At 65.8% G+C, this 18,716-nt stretch carries 21 protein-coding genes; 6 read left to right on the top strand and 15 right to left on the bottom strand.

Going from position 1 to position 18,716, the window contains the following annotated elements; translation table 11 throughout:
• Positions 1-36 precede the first annotated feature (36 nt).
• Positions 37-1,107: a FecCD family ABC transporter permease gene (locus tag R5H30_RS12770; RefSeq protein WP_412105138.1), complete on the top strand. Its 1,071-nt coding sequence runs from the start codon at positions 37-39 to the stop codon at positions 1,105-1,107.
• Positions 1,108-1,115: 8 nt separating this feature from the next.
• Entirely contained in the window at positions 1,116-1,895 is a 780-nt protein-coding gene (locus R5H30_RS12765; RefSeq protein WP_318328780.1) for a heme ABC transporter ATP-binding protein, read from the top strand.
• Between the two features lie 278 nt (positions 1,896-2,173).
• Here R5H30_RS12765 and R5H30_RS12760 read toward each other — a convergent pair whose 3' ends face one another.
• From R5H30_RS12760 to R5H30_RS12730, 7 genes are all read right to left on the bottom strand, one after another.
• Positions 2,174-2,722: a DUF3299 domain-containing protein gene (locus R5H30_RS12760; RefSeq protein ID WP_318328779.1), complete on the bottom strand. Its 549-nt coding sequence runs from the start codon at positions 2,720-2,722 to the stop codon at positions 2,174-2,176.
• On the bottom strand, positions 2,722-3,777 hold the full coding sequence (locus tag R5H30_RS12755; protein WP_318328778.1) for a hypothetical protein: 1,056 nt from the start codon (positions 3,775-3,777) through the stop codon (positions 2,722-2,724). Before R5H30_RS12755 ends, R5H30_RS12760 begins: the two co-directional genes overlap by 1 nt.
• A gap of 68 nt (positions 3,778-3,845) precedes the next feature.
• Complete coding sequence (locus R5H30_RS12750) at positions 3,846-4,358, bottom strand: DUF3299 domain-containing protein (protein WP_318328777.1); 513 nt, start codon at positions 4,356-4,358, stop codon at positions 3,846-3,848.
• Positions 4,355-5,605, bottom strand: a complete 1,251-nt coding sequence (locus R5H30_RS12745) for an ABC transporter permease (protein ID WP_318328776.1) — start codon at positions 5,603-5,605, stop codon at positions 4,355-4,357. Before R5H30_RS12745 ends, R5H30_RS12750 begins: the two co-directional genes overlap by 4 nt.
• The gene (locus R5H30_RS12740; protein WP_318328775.1) at positions 5,602-6,297 is read right to left on the bottom strand and encodes an ABC transporter ATP-binding protein; all 696 of its coding nucleotides are present in this window, start codon (positions 6,295-6,297) and stop codon (positions 5,602-5,604) included. Before R5H30_RS12740 ends, R5H30_RS12745 begins: the two co-directional genes overlap by 4 nt.
• Before the next feature lie 2 nt (positions 6,298-6,299).
• Entirely contained in the window at positions 6,300-6,959 is a 660-nt protein-coding gene (zrgA, locus tag R5H30_RS12735) for a zinc uptake protein ZrgA (RefSeq protein ID WP_318328774.1), read from the bottom strand.
• 208 nt (positions 6,960-7,167) lie between these two features.
• Positions 7,168-8,187 carry a zinc ABC transporter substrate-binding protein gene (locus R5H30_RS12730; protein WP_318328773.1) on the bottom strand — a complete coding sequence of 340 codons (1,020 nt, stop codon included), beginning with the start codon at positions 8,185-8,187 and terminating at the stop codon, positions 7,168-7,170.
• A 56-nt stretch (positions 8,188-8,243) separates the two neighbouring features.
• Here R5H30_RS12730 and R5H30_RS12725 point away from each other — a divergent pair, with 56 nt between their 5' ends.
• From R5H30_RS12725 to R5H30_RS12715, 3 genes are read left to right on the top strand one after another with little or no spacing between them, the layout of a single operon-like run.
• Positions 8,244-8,762, top strand: coding sequence for a transcriptional repressor (locus tag R5H30_RS12725; protein ID WP_318328772.1), 519 nt, complete (start codon positions 8,244-8,246; stop codon positions 8,760-8,762).
• Positions 8,759-9,529, top strand: a complete 771-nt coding sequence (locus R5H30_RS12720; protein WP_318328771.1) for an ATP-binding cassette domain-containing protein — start codon at positions 8,759-8,761, stop codon at positions 9,527-9,529. The genes R5H30_RS12725 and R5H30_RS12720 overlap by 4 nt, the downstream gene beginning before the upstream one ends.
• On the top strand, positions 9,529-10,323 hold the full coding sequence (locus R5H30_RS12715) for an iron chelate uptake ABC transporter family permease subunit (RefSeq protein WP_318328793.1): 795 nt from the start codon (positions 9,529-9,531) through the stop codon (positions 10,321-10,323). The genes R5H30_RS12720 and R5H30_RS12715 overlap by 1 nt, the downstream gene beginning before the upstream one ends.
• 54 nt (positions 10,324-10,377) lie before the next feature.
• Here the strand turns inward: R5H30_RS12715 and R5H30_RS12710 are convergent, their stop codons facing one another.
• Both R5H30_RS12710 and R5H30_RS12705 read right to left on the bottom strand, forming a co-directional pair.
• Entirely contained in the window at positions 10,378-10,977 is a 600-nt protein-coding gene (locus tag R5H30_RS12710; protein ID WP_318328770.1) for a hypothetical protein, read from the bottom strand.
• A 3-nt stretch (positions 10,978-10,980) separates the two neighbouring features.
• Positions 10,981-11,556 carry a HupE/UreJ family protein gene (locus tag R5H30_RS12705; RefSeq protein ID WP_318328769.1) on the bottom strand — a complete coding sequence of 192 codons (576 nt, stop codon included), beginning with the start codon at positions 11,554-11,556 and terminating at the stop codon, positions 10,981-10,983.
• A 372-nt stretch (positions 11,557-11,928) separates the two neighbouring features.
• On the opposite strand from R5H30_RS12705, the gene R5H30_RS12700 reads away from it, so the two are divergent.
• On the top strand, positions 11,929-12,393 hold the full coding sequence (locus R5H30_RS12700) for a hypothetical protein (protein WP_318328768.1): 465 nt from the start codon (positions 11,929-11,931) through the stop codon (positions 12,391-12,393).
• A gap of 9 nt (positions 12,394-12,402) precedes the next feature.
• Here R5H30_RS12700 and R5H30_RS12695 read toward each other — a convergent pair whose 3' ends face one another.
• From R5H30_RS12695 to R5H30_RS12670, 6 genes are read right to left on the bottom strand one after another with little or no spacing between them, the layout of a single operon-like run.
• Complete coding sequence (locus R5H30_RS12695) at positions 12,403-13,458, bottom strand: dipeptidase (protein ID WP_318328767.1); 1,056 nt, start codon at positions 13,456-13,458, stop codon at positions 12,403-12,405.
• A gap of 12 nt (positions 13,459-13,470) precedes the next feature.
• Positions 13,471-14,235: an ABC transporter ATP-binding protein gene (locus tag R5H30_RS12690; RefSeq protein ID WP_318328766.1), complete on the bottom strand. Its 765-nt coding sequence runs from the start codon at positions 14,233-14,235 to the stop codon at positions 13,471-13,473.
• Positions 14,232-15,065 carry an ABC transporter ATP-binding protein gene (locus R5H30_RS12685; protein ID WP_318328765.1) on the bottom strand — a complete coding sequence of 278 codons (834 nt, stop codon included), beginning with the start codon at positions 15,063-15,065 and terminating at the stop codon, positions 14,232-14,234. Before R5H30_RS12685 ends, R5H30_RS12690 begins: the two co-directional genes overlap by 4 nt.
• Positions 15,062-15,964: an ABC transporter permease gene (locus R5H30_RS12680; protein WP_318328792.1), complete on the bottom strand. Its 903-nt coding sequence runs from the start codon at positions 15,962-15,964 to the stop codon at positions 15,062-15,064. Before R5H30_RS12680 ends, R5H30_RS12685 begins: the two co-directional genes overlap by 4 nt.
• A 5-nt stretch (positions 15,965-15,969) precedes the next feature.
• A complete protein-coding gene (locus R5H30_RS12675; protein WP_318328764.1) occupies positions 15,970-17,037 on the bottom strand; it encodes an ABC transporter permease in 1,068 nt (355 codons plus the stop codon).
• Entirely contained in the window at positions 17,034-18,635 is a 1,602-nt protein-coding gene (locus R5H30_RS12670; RefSeq protein WP_318328763.1) for an ABC transporter substrate-binding protein, read from the bottom strand. The genes R5H30_RS12675 and R5H30_RS12670 overlap by 4 nt, the downstream gene beginning before the upstream one ends.
• Between the last annotated feature and the right edge of the window lie 81 nt (positions 18,636-18,716).

Here is an 18,716-nt window from a genome sequence, read left to right as displayed (position 1 = left end):
GCTTGTTCCCCATTCCTGGTCCTCCGTTTCCTAACCATAGCGGTGGACCAATTCAGATGGGGAGGCTCAAACGCGTTCACGGACCGGGCGCGACGGGTGCGTCAGCTTACGGTGGCCCTTGGATGTCTGCTGGTGGTCACCTGTATCGCGTCACTATCCGTCGGCGCGACGGGCACCACGCTTTGGCCGATCCTCGAAAGTCTCGCAGCTGGACACGCCATAGATCCGCTTGACCATGTGGTCATGTTCGAGATCCGGCTGCCGCGCCTGACCCTTGCGGTTCTTGTCGGCGCGGCCCTGGCGGTGTCAGGCGCGCTTATGCAGGGGCTTTTCCGCAATCCGCTTGCCGACCCCGGTATCGTCGGGGTCAGCGCGGGGGCGGGTCTTGGCGCGATCTCCGCGATCGTGCTCGGCGCCTTGCTGCCTTTGCAGGTCCAACAGGCGCTCGGCAGTTCCGTTGTCGCCCTCGCGGCCTTTGCCGGTGCCTGGGTCACCACCCTGGTCCTCTACGCCGTGGCCACGCGCGCCGGGCAGACATCGGTGGCAACGCTTCTGCTTGCCGGCATCGCAATATCGGCCCTCGTGAGCGCCGTCTCGGGCCTGTTGATCTATGTCGCGGACGATGCGCAACTTCGCGACCTGACATTCTGGGGTCTCGGCTCGCTGGCCGGTGCGACTTGGGCCAAGGTGTTGACCGCAGGGCCGATCATCCTCGCCGGGTTGGCGCTTGCTCCGTTCCTTGCCCGCGGCCTCAACGGTCTCGCTTTGGGCGAAGCGGCGGCGATGCACATGGGCGTTCCCGTCCAGCGCATGAAGCGCATCGCAGTGCTGTCGGTTGCCGCGTCGACCGGTGCCGCAGTGGCGGTTTCGGGAGGCATCGGTTTCATTGGCATCGTCGTGCCGCACCTGCTGCGCGTGGCGACGGGTCCGGACCACCGGGTCCTTTTGCCCAATGCCGCCATGCTCGGAGCGACCCTGCTTTTGGGTGCGGACATGATCGGCCGCACCGTCGTGGCACCCGCCGAACTGCCAATCGGGATCGTTACGGCGGTACTTGGCGCGCCCGTATTTCTCTTCATCCTGTTGCGCAAGCACGGCACGTTCTGAGGTCACCCATGATTGCAAGTGATATCCGGGTGCGGATCGGGCGCCGGACGATCGTCGATGGCGTCGATCTGTCTGCGCAACCCGGACGTGTCACCGCCATCGTCGGGCCGAACGGATCGGGGAAATCGACGTTGCTGCGCGCCCTGACAGGCGAACTTCGATTTGACGGAAGCATCTTGCTTAACGGTCGTGCGCTCCAGAACTACACGCCGCCCGAACTTGCGTCGGTACGCGGCGTGCTGCAACAGGCGTCGACCGTTGCCTTTCCTTTCACCGTCCGCGAGATCGTGGGCATGGGACTGGCCGCGGGACTCGCTGCGGGCGATGCCTCGGTCCCGGAACAGGCGCTGGCCGCGGTCGATCTCCGCGGATTTGCGGATCGGCCGTTTCACCACCTCTCCGGCGGAGAGCAGCAACGGGTTCAACTCGCCCGGGTGCTTGCGCAGGTGTGGCCTATCGAGGACATCGGCGAGCCGCGATGGCTCATGCTGGACGAACCGGTGTCGAGCCTCGACATCGGCCACCAGTCCATCGTGATGGAGTGCATGAAAGCCTTTGCAGCCCGTGGAGGCGGCGTGATCACGGTCATGCACGACCTGAATCTGACGGCGATGTATGCCGACCACGTCATTCTGATGAAGGCAGGGTGTGTGCTGGCCTCGGGTCCGCCGCAGACGGTTCTTGCGGACGCCAGTCTCTCCGAGGCGTATGCCAGCCAAGTCCGGGTCAACGCGCCGCCGCCCGAGGGCATCCCCTACATCCTGCCGCAGATCCAATTGTTGCGCTGAGCCAATCTCGTGCGTTCGATTGACCTAAGACCTGTTTCGACGACTGAAGCTCGTCCCGCTTCTGGCCCGAGCTTCAGGCGGCCCTTCGGACTGGTTGCAGTTGGGCCGTATCGGCGCTCTGCGTCAAGTTTCCGAGCGCTGAATGCAGCCGCTCCTCGTCGGATTCGCCCGCCCCGGAGATTACGCCGCGTTCCAAGTTATATCAGCCGAGTGGACATGGATCACGTGAGCGATCCGGGAATTCTGAAACTGGTGGTGCAATGGGCGCCTGGTAAACGTCAGCCTTCGAAGGGGTCGATCCGGTCGGCGGACAGCGCATAGCCCACGTCGGCGAGTTGCGTCGACGTCGAGGCGGTGCCGAACATGCCGGTCACGGTGACCGGCTCGAACAGCCCTTCATAGGCATAGGGCGGTCGCGCGGTGACGAGCACGAGCTGGTTTGCGGGCGGCGGCGGGACATGGACGCAGGCGCCGACATAGGGCACCAACAGAAAGGCCGCGACTCCGGTGCCCTCGAAATCGAGCGGAACGATGAAGCCCGAGAGCCGCACGATCCGGCCGTTCCAGTCGGTGCGCACGCCCGTTGACGGAGCCTGAAGGCTGGCCATCGCGCTTTCGTCATGCGGGACGAGTCCTTGCAGGTCGGGCGGGAGCTGCGGTTGGCCCGGCGGGACCAGGTCGGCCCAGTCGAGTTCGACGGTCTCTTCCGCCGCGCCACTCGCGCCGGCCAGCGCAACGCTCGCCGCAAGGCCGGTGGCGAATGTGCGCCGATTGGGACCCGCCACGTCGTTGCGCGTGCCTGAAGTTCTGACCCTACTTCGTGCCATTAGTCCCCCATTCCGGTGCCGGTCGGCGGCGCCGCATGCGCGTCCCGGGCCTGCGCGAGGTAGACGGCCACCGTCATCAGATCGGACGCTGCGGTAAGCCTGCGTTCGGCCACGAGGGGGGCCAGCCGGTCGGCCTGTGTCCAGTTCTGACGGCTGCCGAACTGGCGGGCGATCAGGGCGGCGGTGTCCGGGCGCAGGGCAACGAGGCGGTCGAGCGTTGCCGCAATCGATGCGGCCATCCCGGGGGCGCCGACACCGCTGTGGATTGCCAGCGCTTCGACGACCTGTTCGACGTTGTCGCGCGACTGACGCGGGTCCGACAGGATCTCCCGATCCAGCAGGGCGATGCCGGCATCGCCGTCGATCTCGACGAGGGCGGTCGCGAACGCCCCGAGGTTGCGCGAGCGTTCCCGGTCCGGCGCCCGGGCGATGAAGGCCCGTATCTCGCGGCGGGCTGCGTCATCGTCGCTTAGGCCGAGCAGCAGGATCCGGATGGACTGGTAGGGATAGCCCTCGATCTTCCAGAGTTCGGCCAGCAGTTTCTCGGCAGGGATCTGCAGTTCGATCCCGCGCAGCATGTCGTAGGGTGCCTTGTCGATCTCCAGCAGGGCAAGCTGGCGCAGGGCGGGCTCGGGGTGGGTCTGCAGACCGGCGAAGAGCGCCAGCCTGTCCGGAGTATATTCCGTGCGCCACGCCTCTTCATGCGCGAGCGCAAAGTCGACGACTTGCCGGTAGTCGCCACTCAGGTAGGCGATGGACTGCCAGACGTTCGTTTCTTGGTCGAAGACGAAGAGCACACCGTCGTCCGGGTTCGCCGCCAGGCGGGCGCGGATCTGCGAATTGACGAGTTCGCGGATCGCGACGCCATTTTCCGCACCGCGCAGAACTTCCACGATCTGAAAGGAGAACGGGCTGTCCGGGTGGGGCCGCGCGATGGCGAGCGTGTCGCTGTCGAGAACGCGGTCGATGACCGAGCGCTCGGGCTTGTAGAAATGGAAGGAACAGGCCTGGGCGGTCTGCGCAATAAAGACGGCGCAGAGAATGAGGACGGGCAACAGACAGGCGACTAGCCGCGGCGCGCCCGACCGAGGCGCACCGTTTTGTCGTGTGCGCCAGCTGCCGTTCACTCGATCGGCTCGATCTTTTCCGCCGCGATCCGGTATCCGGCATCGGCGATCGTTGTCGACAGGGTCTCGGCTGTCAGCCGACCCGAGACAAAGACCGGAGCCCAGAGCGACTCGTTCGGCCAGGGCGTTTCAGTCGTCACGAAGACCAGTTGGTTCGGCGGCGGCGGCGGCACGTGGATGCAGGCGCCGACGTAAGGCACCAGCATGAAGCTGGTGACGCCGTTGGCGCCCATGTCGAAGGGGATGATGTAGCCCGGAAGCCTGACCGGTTTCCCGACGAGACGCGTGTTCACCTTCTTGGCGTTCTCGTCGTACTGCGGGTTCCAGGTATCGTTGGCCTCATCGATCAGCCCGGGCCCAATGATCTCGCCATAAGGCACTCCGGCGGGGATGAGGTCGTCCCAGCCGATCTCGCGGAACCTGGCCGCATCGGCCCGCACGGGCAGAAGCGTGGCCGCACCCAAGGCAAGGACGAGGTTGCGTCGTGTGATGCGCGTGTCGTGTGTCATATCCTCACCATCATACCATCCGCGAGGGACAACCGGTAGGCTCTGAGCGCCGGAATCAGGCTTGCCAGGGCCGCCGCTGTGATCACACTTGCGAGAACCCAGGCCTCGCGGACTGTCGGTGCGTCGATGGGCAGCCAGAGACCGAACGCGGCATCGACCCAGGGCCGGGCCACGGTCAGGCCGAGGTAGAGAAGCCCGAGACCCAAGGCCGCCCCCGCCGCTGCCATCAGAACCGCCTCAAGCACCAGGAGGCCGAGGATCGTGGCCGGTCGCGCCCCCATTGCGCGCCAGATCGCCATTTCGCGCCGACGCTCGTTGAGGCTCGAGAAGATCATCGCGACCATGCCCAGCAGGGCGGTGACCACCACCATTGCCGACACCCCGATCAGCGCGGTCTCGGCGACCCCCACGATCTGCCAGAGTTCCTGAAGGGCGACACCGGGCAACACGGCCAGCAATGGCTCTTGGGGATATTCGTTGATCCATCTTTGCAGGCCGAAGATCTGCAGCCGCGACTTGACCCCGACCAGCGCCGCCGTGATGGCCTTGGGCGCAAGGTCCATCTCGCGGATCACTTCGATCGGGGTGGCGCCGCCGGGCGCCTTGGCACCGGACTGCCAGTCGACGTGGATCGCCTCGATCGCCTCGAGGCTGACGATTACCGTGCGGTCGACCGGCGTTCCGGTCTTGGCGATAACGCCGGCTACGCGGAAGGGCTGGTCGGCGTGCTCGACGAACGACGCCAGCCCGTGTGCCACGACAATCGGATCATCGACGGAATACCCTAGCGTCGCGGCGACATCGGCGCCGATCACGGCGTCATAGAGATCGTCCAGCCCGTGCCCTTGCGAAACCTCCAACGCTCGTCCACCGCGGTACTTGTAGTGCTCGAAAAAGCCCGACGTGGTGCCCATCACCCGGAACTGCCGGTGGCTATCGCCCAGCGAGATCGGCACGATCCAGTCGACCTCTGGGCGCGCCGCGAGGTCCTCGTAGCTGTCCCAGGTCACGTTGTTGGTGGCATTGCCGATGCGGAACACCGAATACAGCAGAAGCTGCACCGACCCGGACCGCGCGCCGACGATCAGGTCGGTGCCGGAAATGGTGTCGGCAAAACTCGCGCGGGCGCCGACGCGCACCTTCTCGATCCCGAGAAAGAGGGCAACGGACAGCGCGATGGCCAGCACGGTCATTCCCACCGTCAGGGCGCGCGCCAGAAGGGAACCGAAGGCGAGACGAAGGATCATGCGGCGGCCTTGCGGGTTTGCACGATATCACCGATCCGCACGGTCCGATCGAACCGTTCGCCCAGCCGTTCGTCATGGCTGACCATGAGCAGCGACGCGCCCGCCTTGCGAACCTGCGAGAACAACAGGTTCAGAAACGCGTCCTGGGATCCCGCGTCGAGCGCCGAGGTCGGCTCGTCGGCGACGATCAGCGGCGGCGCGCCGATCAAGGCGCGCGCGACCGCGACGCGCTGCTGCTGCCCGACGCTGAGACGACCTGCAGGTGTATGCGCCGCGTCCTCGGGCAGCCCCAGCGCGCCGCAGAGCTCGGCCGCCGCCGCCGTCGCATCGCCTGCGCGTCCGCGTCGTTCGGGGGCGAAGCGAAGCGGCAGCAGGATGTTATCGATCACCCGCGCGTAGGGCAGCAGGTTGAATTGCTGGAAGATGACGCCGATCTGCTCGGCGCGGAACCGGTCCCGCGCCCCGGCCCGGAGCGTTCCGAGATCGGTTCCGCAAACGCGGACCTCGCCCTCGTCGGCCGCCACGATCCCGCAGACCAGCGACAGCAGGGTCGACTTGCCGGACCCGCTTTCCCCGAGCAGCAGAACCGTTTTGCCGGTTGGTAGTTCGAAGGATGGACAGGACAGCGAAAACCCGCCCCGACCCGGCCAGGCAAAAGCTACGTCTGCAAGGGTCAGGGCGGCTGATGCCACGGTCAGTCCAGCGTCACTTCGGCGGCACCTCGTCCGACTTCTGCCGACCCGGCGCCGGTTTCCGTCACGTATTGCACTTCGATCTCCTCGGCGTTCTCGAACTGATCGAAGAACGGAAAGGTGATCGTGTCCAGATCGTCGGCATGTTCGCAGGCAAAGATGTAGCGGGCATGGAACTCGCTGTGGCCGCTTTCCCCGGCGTGGTCGTGGTCCGCGTCCTCGGAATGTTCTGCGTGCTCCGCGTCCTCGGCGTGCTCCGCGTGATCGTCGCCGTGGTCATGGTCCTTGTCCTCTGCATGCTCGTCGTGCGCATGCCCGTCGTCGTTGTTATGTTCGTCGTGGTCTTCTCCCGAGTGCAAGTGCGCAAGAACCTCGGTCAAGCGGCATCCGGCCTCTTCCGGCAGGGCAACGACGTTCTCCGGAACCAGCATCAGTCGGATCGCGGCCTCGACCTTATCCTTGTCGGCGTCGGAACTGGCCGCGTACTCGAAGCCCACGATATCCATGCCGGGTGCATAGAAGTCCATCTCGACCGTGCCGCCCTCGATGGCAAGTTCCAGCGAGCTGACGCCATGAACGTGCGCGTCCAGTTGGCGCTGCTCCTGAGCCGCAAGCGGAGTGGCGGCAACCGTTGCCGCGAGTGCAAGTCTGGTGACCTTCATCGTGAATCCTTTCCTTGTCGATTGGACGGGTTAAAGCGGTTCATTGCAACGTCGATGAATGCGACGAGTACAGGCGCAAAGGCAGGGAGCGCGACAGGAAGCCATGTGACCGCCCCGACGATCCGGATGAAGCGGGGGAAAGCCTGGCGTCGGCCTGCGCAACTGCCTCATCCGATCGCGCCCGCGCGCCTTTGCCGACAGACCGGTGTCACAGGCAATCCGCCAGGGCGGTCGCGAGATTGCGCAGCATCGCGGGATAGAGAGCCGGTCCCGGTTCCAGATCGGATCCCAGCGGGTCGAGAACGCCGGTATTCACCTCGGTTCCCCGCATCACAGACGCGACGATGCCTGCGTTGAACTGCGGCTCGGAAAGTACGCAGCTCACCCCTTGCTCGGCCACGCGTGCCTGGATCTCGGCAATTCGGGACGGGCTGGGATCGGTCGCGTCCGACAGAGAGATCGCGCCCGCCGCCGAAAGGTCGAAGGCGTCCTCGAAATACTGGTAGGCGTCATGGAAGACGATGAAGCCCCCGCCACGCACAGGATCGAGAACTCCGTCGATCTCGGTCTCGAGCGCCGCCAGTTCCTCGCGCCCCTTCGCGGCGTTTCCGAAGTACGCGTTGGCGTTCTCGGGATCCGCGGCGGACAGGGCGGCGGCAATCTCGTTCAGCCAGACTGCCCCGTTGGCGGGCGAAAGCCAGGCATGCGGGTCCTCTTCGCCGTGGTCATGGCCGTCGTGCCCGGCATGCTCTTCGTGGCCGTGCTCGTCTTCATGCTCATCGTGGTCGTCATGGTCGTCGTGATTAGCGTGATCCGCATCGTCATGGTGCGCGTCATCGCCTTCCGCGTGTCCGTGGGCATGCGCCTCGAACAGCGTGCCTTCGCGGAACGGCAGTTTTTGCGTGCCGTCGACGTCCATGAACACGACCTCTCCGGCCTCGCCCGCCAGGGTGCCGATCGTGTCCGCGAGCCACGGGGTCAGTTCGGGGCTTACCCAGAACACCAGGTCCGCGTCCTGCAAGGCCTTTGCCTCGGAAGGTCGCAGGCTGTATTCGTGCGGGCTTGCGCCGGGCGCGACGATCAGGGATGGCGTCCCGACGCCCTCCATCACACGTGCCACGAGCGAATGCACCGGCGCGATGTCCACGACCACTTTCGGCACTTCGGCGGACGCGGTAGTGGCGGCCAGTGACACCACGAACGACAGGGACAGGAGACTTCTGGACACGCGCACTTCCTTGTGATTTTATAACATTACATGCCGAATACAGGAAACCGAAAACGATGACAAGTGGCACCCGGGCAGGGGACGCGACACCGCCCGATCCGGTGGGATTCGAGAAGCACGACCATGCAGGCTGCATCGACGCCGCGCTCGCCGCGGCGGAGGCACGCTGCAACGAAAACGGCCTGCGCTTCACGCCGGTCCGGCGCGAGGCGCTCGACATCCTGCTGCAGGAGCATCGTGCGCTGGGCGCCTACGAGATGCTCGACCGGTTGCGGGATGCCGGGTTCGGGTCGCAGCCGCCCGTCGCCTACCGTGCGCTCGAATTCCTCGTGGCCAACGGGTTCGCGCACAAGATCGAACGGCTCAACGCCTTCGTTGCCTGCAGTCACCTCGGTTCGGACCACGCACCCGCCTTCATGATCTGCCGGTTGTGCCAGTCGGTGGCCGAGGCCTGCTCGACGCGGGCGAAGGGCGGCCTTGGAGAGGCCGCGCGTGCCGCCGGCTTCCGGATCGAACGGACGACGATCGAGGCGGTCGGCGTCTGCCCGGCCTGCGCGGAAGGGGCCGACGCATGAGCCTCGTGTCGGTCGCGAACCTGAGCGTCGGCTACGGCGGTCACACCGTTCTGCGCAACGTCTCCCTTACCGTCGCACCGGGCGAGATCGTCACCGTGGTCGGACCCAACGGATCCGGCAAGACGACCTTGTTGCGTGCCCTGATCGGGGCCGTGTCGCCAGCGTCCGGTCGCATCACCCAAAAACCCGGTCTGCGCATCGGCTACGTTCCGCAGAAGCTTCACATCGACCCGACCCTGCCGATGACGGTCTCGCGCTTCCTGCGATTGCCGGGCGCGGCGTCGCATGACGCCTGCCTGCGCGCCCTCGACCGCGCCGGCGTGTCGAACCTTTCCGAGCGTCAGATGTCCTCGCTGTCCGGAGGGCAGATGCAACGCGTGTTGCTGGCGCGCGCGCTCATCGGCGACCCTGCGCTGCTGCTGCTGGACGAAGCGACACAAGGCCTCGACCAGCCTGGCTCGGCCGCCTTCTATCGCCAGATCGAGGACGTGCGGAACCAGACCGGCTGCGCGATCCTGATGATCAGCCACGAACTGCACGTGGTCATGAGCGCGTCGGACCGCGTGATCTGTCTCAACGGCCATGTCTGCTGCGAGGGAACGCCCGACATCGTTTCCGCCGCGCCGGAATACCGGGCCCTCTTCGGAACCGGGACCGGTGGTGCGCTGGCGCTCTACCGGCACGAACACGATCATGCGCATGACGAGGCCTGCGGTCACGAACATGATCACGGTCCTGCAGACAAAGAAACAGAGGCCGCGCTGTGATCCTGGACGATTTCATGACCCGGGCCACGCTGGCGGGCATCGGGGTTGCGTGCGCTGCGGCCCCCTTGGGCAGTTTCGTCGTCTGGCGGCGCATGGCCTACTTCGGCGATGCCACCGCGCATGCGGCGATTCTCGGGGTGGCCCTGTCGCTGGCCCTGCAGGTGTCAGTCTTCGCCGGGGCTCTGGCGGTGGCGCTCGCGATGGCGCTGACCGTGACGACCCTGACAGGGCGCGGCTATGCGATGGACACGCTTCTCGGCGTGCTCGCGCATTCGGCACTCGCCTTCGGCCTCGTTGCCGTCTCCTTCCTGTCGGGCGTCCGCATCGACCTGATGTCCTATCTCTTCGGAGACATCCTGGCGGTCTCGGTCGGTGACCTGATCGTCATCTGGGGCGGCGTGCTGGCCGTCGTGGGGCTCATCGCGTGGCGCTGGTCGGCCTTGCTGACCAGCACGCTCAGCGAGGAACTCGCCTATGCCAGCGGCATCGACCCCCGGCGCGAGCAGCTTGTCCTCACGCTGGCGCTGGCGATCACCGTGGCGGTCGCGATCAAGGTCGTAGGCGCGTTGCTGATCGCGGCCATGCTGATCATCCCGGCGGCCGCGGCGCGCCCGTTGTCCCGGACGCCCGAGCAGATGGCCATCGCCGCGGCGGTCATCGGCGGCATGTCTGCCGTGGCTGGACTGTGGGCGGCCTACGTACTCGACACCCCCGCGGGCCCGTCGATCGTCTGCGTCGCCTCTCTGGCGTTTCTAGCAACACGATTGCTGCGGCCGGGCAACAGTTCCGCCTGAGCCCGGGGCGGCTATGCCCGACGCGGGTCGAAGTTGAGCTTCTAAGCGTCTCGGCTAACCGTCCAGCGAGGCTCGCAGCGCCAGCATGACCAAGGAAATCGCGCCGAGCCAAGCGGCGGCGATCCGGAACGCGATGTCGACCCAGCTTTGCGTGTAGCGGTCCCTGACGAAACGAACGGATCCCAGCAGGCACAGCAGGCCAAGGCTGGCGCCGATCACCGAGCCTGTCATCGACAGCACCCGGTCCATCCGCGCCCCGGCGTCGGGGATGGACGCCATCCCGATCAGCAGTCCGCCCGCGGCGGCCAACGCGACCGCGGGCGCCATTGCGCGGCCCGGCCAAAGCGCCGCGAGGCTGCAGGCGGCGACAGCAGCACCGTAGGTCGCAAGCTCCAGCCGGTCCAGCAAACCGCCAGCGAAAACCCCGACCAGCAGGGCGAGAGAAAAGACTCCGAGATGCGCGCGCGCTTTCGAGGCCGGGAACCCGCCGACCAGAAACCCCAGGCCGAGCATCAGAAGCGCCTGCGCGGGCGTCGAGAGGGGATGCACCAGCCCGACGTAGAAGCCTTCAAGCCCCGGGGGTGCGCTGTGGGCGCAGGCCGGGGCCGGTCCGGCGACCGCGGCCAGCCGCACGAACCACTTCGCGCGGATCACGTGTCAGGCAACCCCGGTCAAGAAAGCGAGACCGGCCAGCGAGATAAGCCCACCAGCGCCCCGGACTGCAACCCGCCCGGCGGGCCATTGCACCAGCAGCCCGAAGGCGATGCCGATAAGGTGCAAAAGGCCGGTCGCGATCACGAACCCGACGGCAAAGGCAAGGGCATTCGCCGTCGCGGGCAGCTCGGTCCCATGCGCATAGCCGTGGAAGATTGCGAAGACCCCGGTGATCATCGCCGCGATCCAGATCGGTGCGCGGACCGTGAACAGGATCATCAGCCCGAGAACGACGGCCGAAAGCGCGATCCCGACCTCGATCGCCGGGACCGGGATGCCGAGGATGCCGGCAGCGGCGCCGAGCGCCATGACCAGCGGGAACACGACCGGCAGGATCCAGATCGCCGGCGCGCCGAGGAACGCGCCCCAGAGGCCGACCGCGACCATTGCGGCGACGTGATCCCAGCCGAGGATCGGATGGGTGAAGCCGGCGACCAGACCTCCCCCATAGCCGTCCGCACTGTGCGCAAGGGCCGGTAACGCGGTGGTGGCGAAGACGACGCTTGCTGCAACAAACATCCAAACTGCGCGATAGGGCACGGCGATCTCCGTATGTCAGGGTCTCTGGTCGAGTATGCGACGATCTAATGCCATCGGAGCGAGAAAGGTCAACAGAGCGCCGCGTCGCGCAGGGTCTGCAGCGTGTGCTCGTGGGCCGACTGCGGAGATTACGGGCCTACTGCGCTTTTTTCGTGCCGGGGTCGGCGACGGTCCGGTAGGACGAATTGGTCACGCTGAAGTGATCCATGTGCTCCGACCCGGAATGAACGCGGCGTTTGCGAAAACCTCGCCTGCGGTTATGTGGTAGCTTGAAGAGCGGCACCTCCGTCGGTGAGTGACACCGATCCGGACCGGTTGCGGCAATGGCGACCGCAAAGTCGGAAACGCAGGATGATCGACTACAGGTTCTTTCCGGAATGGAACCTCCATCACGTCCGTGCCGAGGATCGGTGCACGCTGCTGGCGCTGGTGGAGTATGGCATGGAACTGGGGCAATCCTCCGGGCCCGAGGCCAACCTCGATCTGCCGGCCCTGTTCGACCTCAGGGCCATCGAACTGGGCGATGACAGCTCGCACGACATCAAGAAGGCGATCCGTCTGCGCAAGTCGCTGAAGGAGAACACCGGCAACAACCCCTGCGCCTATGTCGTCGGGTCCGTGGGATCATTCGGCATCATGCGCATGTACGGCATATACGCCGAACTCGAGGGGCTGCGGCGCGAGGAAATGACCCTGATCACCGAGGACATCGACGAGGCCATCGACTGGATCGTCGGCTATCTCGATATCTCCGACACCGAGGCGCGCGCGGTGCGCGTCGCGCTTGAGGCGCGGACGCCGGCGACGGTCCGATAGCCCCGGCGTTCAAAGCGTCCGGTCGAGCACCGAAAGCCAGTTCAGATGGCTGAGCTTGAGCAGCAGCGCGTCATCGTATCCGTGCGTCTGCAAGGCGGCGGTCAGTGCCGGCAGTCCGGCCACGTCCCCGAGGTCTCCGGGCACCGTCGCACCATCGAAATCCGAGCCGAAGCCGACATGGTCCTCGCCGAGATGTTCGATCAGGTGATCGAGGTGGCGCAAGATCGGCTCGAACGAGGTGTCGTTGCCGCGCCGCCCGTCGGGCCGCAGAAAGCTGGTGGCGAAGTTCAAACCGACCATGCCTCCGCTTTCGCGGATCACGGCCAGCTGCCGGTCGGTCAGGTTGCGCGACGAGGGCGTGATGGCGTGCGCATTGGAATGAGTTGCGACAAGCGGCGCATCCGAAAGCGCTGCGACGTCGTCGAATCCCTTTTCGTTGAGATGGGACAGATCGACGAGGATCCGCAACTCGTTGCAGAGCCGCACCAGGTCCTTGCCGGCGGCGGTCAGCCCGTCGCCGGTGTCCGGGCTCGAGGGGAAGGCGAAGGGAACGCCGTGTCCGAAGACCGTCGGACGGCTCCAGACCGGGCCGATCGAGCGCAGACCCATGGCGTGAAAAGCGTGGAGCGCATCGAGATCCGACCCGATCGCCTCGGCGCCCTCGATATGCATGATCGCGGCAATGACCCCGCGCGACAGGCACTCGCGGATCTCGGCGGCGCTCCGGCAGATGCGGAAGGCCCCGTCCGAGGCCCGCTCCATCCACAGCAGGTGCCCCGCCATCGCCAGCGCCACGCCCTGCGCGCGGTCCAGCGGCTCGGGTTCCGGAAGGTCGATGGCGAAGGGCGGATTGTCCATGATCGCGTCGATATCGCCGAAATCGCCTTCGGACGGCACGTAGATTGCGAAAAAGCCGCCGGCGAAACCGCCCGAGGTCATGCGCGGCAGGTCGAGATGTCCCTTGTTCTCGCCCTTCAGCCAGATCTCTTCGCGGCGCTCGGGATCGCGGAGCAGGCGCAGCAGAAAGTCGTTGTGGCCGTCGAAGACCGGGAAGCGCACGCTCATCTCAAACTCCGTTCAAGCCCGTTCGGGCGCCTTGAACCCTGCGCTCGCGCGCAGCAGGGTCCGCGTGTAATCCTGTTCCGCCTCACGGGCCCGCAGGGCGTCGCGGGTCAGCTCTTCGACGATGCGCCCGTGCTGCATCACGATCAGCCGTTCGCACATGTGCGCCACCACGGCGAGGTCGTGGCTTACCAGCAAGTAGGTCAGCCCGTGGCGCGCGCGTAGGTCGTCGAGCAGGTTCAGCACCTCGGCCTGGATCGAGGCATCGAGCGCCGAGGTCGGTTCGTCGAGCAGCAGCACCTGCGGTTCGAGGATCAGCGCGCGGGCGATGGCGACGCGCTGGCGCTGCCCGCCCGAAAGCTGGTGCGGAAAGCGAAAGCGGAAGCCATGACCGAGGCCCACGTCCTTCAGCGCCTGCTCGATCCGGTCCTCGACATCGGAAAAGCCGTGGATCGACAACGGTTCGGACAGCACCCGGTCGATCGTGTGCCGCGGATGCAGCGAGGCGTAGGGATCCTGGAACACCATTTGAACGTTGCGGTAAAAGCTCGCGGCGCGCGGTGTCGCGACGGGTTTTCCGTCGATCCGCACGACGCCGCCCGAGATCGGGGCAAGGCCGCAGATCGCGCGCAGGACCGTGGACTTGCCCGAGCCGCTTTCGCCGACGATGCCGAAGCTTTCGCCACGGGTCACGTCGAAGCTGACCCCGCGCACCGCCCGCACGGTGTCGGGGCCATGACCGAAGGTGACCTCCAGTTCGTCTGCGGCAACGAGGCTCATGCCAGCCACGCCGGATCGCGCTTCAACGTCGGCAGCGGATGCTGGTCGCCGTCGATCCGCGGCAGGCAGTTGAGCAGCCCTTGGGTGTAGGGATGCTGTGCCTGATGCAACTCGCTGGCCTTGAGCTGCTCGACCATCCGGCCTGCGTACATGACAAGCACGCGGTCGCAGAAGGACGAGACCAGCCGCAGGTCGTGGCTGATGAAGATCAGGCCCATGCCGCGGTCGGCCACGAGATCGTCGAGGATGCGCAGCACGTCGAGCTGTACCGTTACGTCGAGAGCCGAGGTCGGTTCGTCCGCGATCAGCAGGTCGGGTTCGGTGATCAGCATCATCGCGATCATCGCGCGCTGGCCCATGCCGCCCGAAAGCTCGTGCGGGTAGGCATTGAAAACGCGCTCCGGGTCACGGATCTGCACCGCCTCCAGCATGGCAGCGGCGCGCTCGCGCGCTTCGGCCTTGGTCACGCCTTCCTGGCGGCGGCAGGCTTCCATGATCTGCCGGCCCACGGTCATCACCGGGTTGAGCGAGAACTTCGGATCCTGCATCACCATACTCATGCGGCGTCCGCGCAACGACCGCCAGAGCTTTGGCCCGGCTCCGCGCAGGTCGATGCCCTCGAACTCGAGCCGGTCCGCGGTCACGGTGCCCGAGGGGGGGGTAAGCCCGAGGATGGCGCGGCCGGTCTGCGACTTGCCCGAGCCGCTTTCGCCGACGATGCCCAGCCGCTCGCGGCCGAGATCGAAGCTGACGCCGCGCACAACCTCGACCGGGCCGCTGCGCGACGGAAAGGCGACGCGCAGGTCGCGGACGTTGAGGATATCGGTCATTTCTCGCCTTTCGGGTCCAGCACGTCGCGCAACCCGTCGCCCAGCAGGTTGAAGCCGAGCGAGACCACGAAGATCGCGATCCCCGGCATGGTGGCGACCCACCAGAAGTCGATCAGGAAGCGCCGTCCGCTGGCGATCATCGCGCCCCATTCGGGCTGCGGCGGCTGCGCGCCGAGGCCAAGGAACCCCAGCCCCGCGGCGGTCAGGATGATGCCGGCCATGTCGAGCGTCACGCGGATGATCACCGAGGACATGCACAAGGGCACGACGTGGCCCCAGATGATGCGGACCGGTCCCGCACCCTGAAGCTTGATGGCCGAGATGTACTCGGTGTTGCGGATCGTCAGCGTCTCGGCCCGCGCAAGCCGCGCGTAGGGCGGCCAGGAGGTGATGGCGATTGCGATGACCGCGTTCTCGATGCCGGGTCCGAGCGCCGCGACGAAAGCGAGCGCCAGGATCAGGCGCGGGAAGGCGAGGAAGATGTCGGTGACGCGCATCAGCACGGTGTCGACCCAACCGCCGAAGTAGCCCGCGCTTGTGCCGACCAGCAGCCCGATGGGCGTGGCGATGATGGCGACCATGGCCACGACCAGAAGCGTGACGCGCGAGCCGTGCACGATGCGGCTGAAGATGTCTCGACCGAGGTCGTCGGTGCCCATCAGATGCGCCCAGGAGGGCGGCAGCAGCCGCTCGGTGCGCAAGTCTCCTCCGACGATCGGGTCATAGGGCGCGATCACGTCTGCGAAGACCGCCATCAGGATCAGCAACAGCACGATCCCGAGGCCGACCATCGCCAGGCGGTTGCGCTTGAGCTGCAGCCAGGTCCGGTAATACTGCCCGAACCGGGCCTGCCGGCGGGAGGAGGGCTGTTCGTCCAGCAACCACTCGCGGCGTGTCATGCTGGTCATGCGCGTCTCCTCACGCGCGGATCGAGCAGTGTGTATAGCAGGTCCGACAGCAGGTTGAGCCCGACGAAGATCACGCCGATCACCAGCGTGCCGCCAAGTACGGCATTCATGTCGGCGTTTTGCAGCGAGTTCGTGAGGTATTGACCCAGCCCGGGCCAGGCGAACACGGTTTCGGTCAGAACGGAGCCCTCGAGCAGGTTGGCATAGGACAGGGCCACGACGGTGACCAGCGGCACGGCAGCGTTCCTGAGCGCGTGAATCCAGATGATCCGCCATTCGGCGACGCCCTTGACGCGGGCTGTCGTGACATATTCCTGTGCGAGTTCCGCCAGCATGAAGCTGCGCGTCATGCGGCTGATGTAGGCCATCGAGAAATAGCCCAGAAGGCTCGCGGGCAGGGCGAGATGCGCCAGCACGTTGCGGAAGGCGTCCCACTGGCCCTGCATGGCGGTGTCGACGAGCAGAAGGCCGGTCTTCTGGGTCACGGAGTATTCGTAGGCGATGTCGATGCGGCCCGGGCCCGCGACGATGCCGAGCTTGGCGTAGAAGACCAGCAGTCCCAGAAGGCCGAGCCAGAAGATCGGGGCGGAATAGCCGACGAGGCCGACGACGCGCACGATCTGGTCGAGCAGGCGGGCCTGGTGGACGGCGGAGAGTACGCCGAGCGGAATGCCGAAAAGCGTGCCGAGGATGATCCCGGCGGTGGCGAGTTCCAGCGTGGCGGGGAAGACGCGGGCGATATCCTCGGTGATGTTCTTCTTGGTCAGCATCGAGGTGCCCAGATCGCCGGTCAGCGCATTCGACAGGTAGATCCAGAACTGCTGATAAAGCGGCTTGTCGAGGCCGAGCTCGATATAGGCGGCGTCATAGGTCGATTGCGAGGCGCGATCCCCGACGACGGCCAGAACCGGGTCGACCGGCACGACGCGCCCGATCAGGAAGGTCACGAACAAGAGCCCGACGAAGGTGACGAGGACCGAGGCGATCAGCCGTCCGGCCTTGCGGGCGAAAAGAGGGAGGGCGCCGCTGCGCCCTCCCGGTGGTGCGATGGTGCTGTCGCTCATCTGTCCTTGGTGACTTCGCGGAACGAGTTGTCGTTGAAGGACGGCCCGATGATGTAGCCGTTCACGTCATTGCGCATCCCGAAGACCTCGATCTCCTGGAACATTATGACGAAGGGCGACACCTGCTGATGCTCGGTCTGGATGTCGAGATACATCTGCGCGCGCTTGTCGGCATCCGCTTCCAGAACGGCGGCATCGGCGGCCGCCGTCATGTCCGGGATGTCCCAACTGTTGCGCCAGGCCAGCGGCTTGGAGGCGGCATCATCCGAGTTGTCGGGGTTGCGCGCAAAGGTATCGGCGTTGGTGTGCGGATCCTGGTAGTCCGGTCCCCAGCGGCCGATATAGATATCGTGGTTGCGTGCGCGGTACTTGGTCAGCGTCTGCTGGCCGTCGCCCGGGATCAGTTCCATCTGGATGCCGGCCTGCGCCATCGTGGCCTGGATCGCCTCGGACATGGCGGTGATCTCGGGCGTGTTGCGCACGTCCATCGTCACCGAGAAGCCGTCGGGCAGCCCGGCCTCGGCCAGCAGTTCCTTGGCCTTTTCGACGTTGAGCGCGAACGGGGTCTCTTCCAGCGCACCGAGGAAACCCTTGGGCAGGAAGGCCTGGTGGACCTGCACCTTGCCCTTCATGATCGTGTCCGCGATCGTGGCATAGTCGACGAGGTACTTCATCGCCTGCCGGACTTCCGGCTTGGCGAGGTTCTCGTTCTTCTGGCTCAGGCCCATGTAGTAGATCGAGCCTTTCACGCCATCGAGCACTTTGACGTCCGGGTTGTCCTGAAGCGCCACGATCTCTTCTGCGCCGAGGTTGCGCGCGATGTCGATATCGCCCTGCTCGAGCAGCAGGCGCTGGGTCGCGCCTTCGGGGATGTGACGGTAGATCGAACGCACCATCGCGGGCGCATCACCCGAATAGTTGTCGTTGCGTTCCAGCACGACGACCTCGTTGGCGCGCCATTCACGGATCGTGAAGGCGCCCGAACCCGCGTAGTTGGTCTTGAGCCAATTGTAGCCGAAATCGCCGTCCTGCTCGTTCTCCATGACCAGCTGCTTGTCGACCACGAAACCGATCGTCGCGGTCAGGCAGTAGAGCACGAGGGTCGGCGCATAGGCGTTGTCCATCTCGAACTCGAAGGTCATGTCGCCGGTCTGGCGGATCATGTCGTCGACGTTGTCGGCGGTAAAGCCGAACTGGGTCAGGATGAAGGCCGGCGACTTGTCGAGCTTGATCGCGCGGGTCAACGAGAACACCGCGTCCTCGGCGGTGATCGGGTTGCCGGAGGCAAACTGCATGCCGTCGCGGATGGTGAAGGTAAAGGTCTTGCCGTCTTCCGAGACCTCCCACTTCTCTGCGATAACGCCGAAGATGTCGGAGACGTTGTTCACGTCGTAGCCCACCAGCGGCTGGTAGCTGTTGCCGAGAATTTCCGAGGCGGTGAACTCGAACACCTCCGCGGGGTCAAGCGAGATGACGTCGTCGATGGCCCAGGCCTGGATCAGCGTGTCGGCCGGCGTTTCGGCCTGTGCCGCACTGAAGGGCAGGCCGACAACGGCCGCGATGGCCGCCGCCGCAATGAATCGTGGCACATGTCTCATGAAGAACTCCCTGTCGGTTTTTTGTTGGTTGTCGGATCGCGGCCGCCCGCGGCGGGCCGTCCGTCCAGGTTGAAATAGGTC

Source organism: Roseobacter sp. FCG-D35 (assembly GCF_033436665.1).
GTDB lineage: Bacteria > Pseudomonadota > Alphaproteobacteria > Rhodobacterales > Rhodobacteraceae > JAWQFO01.
Note: the sequence above shows the minus strand (reverse complement) of the source record. Positions and strands in the feature narration are given on the sequence as shown.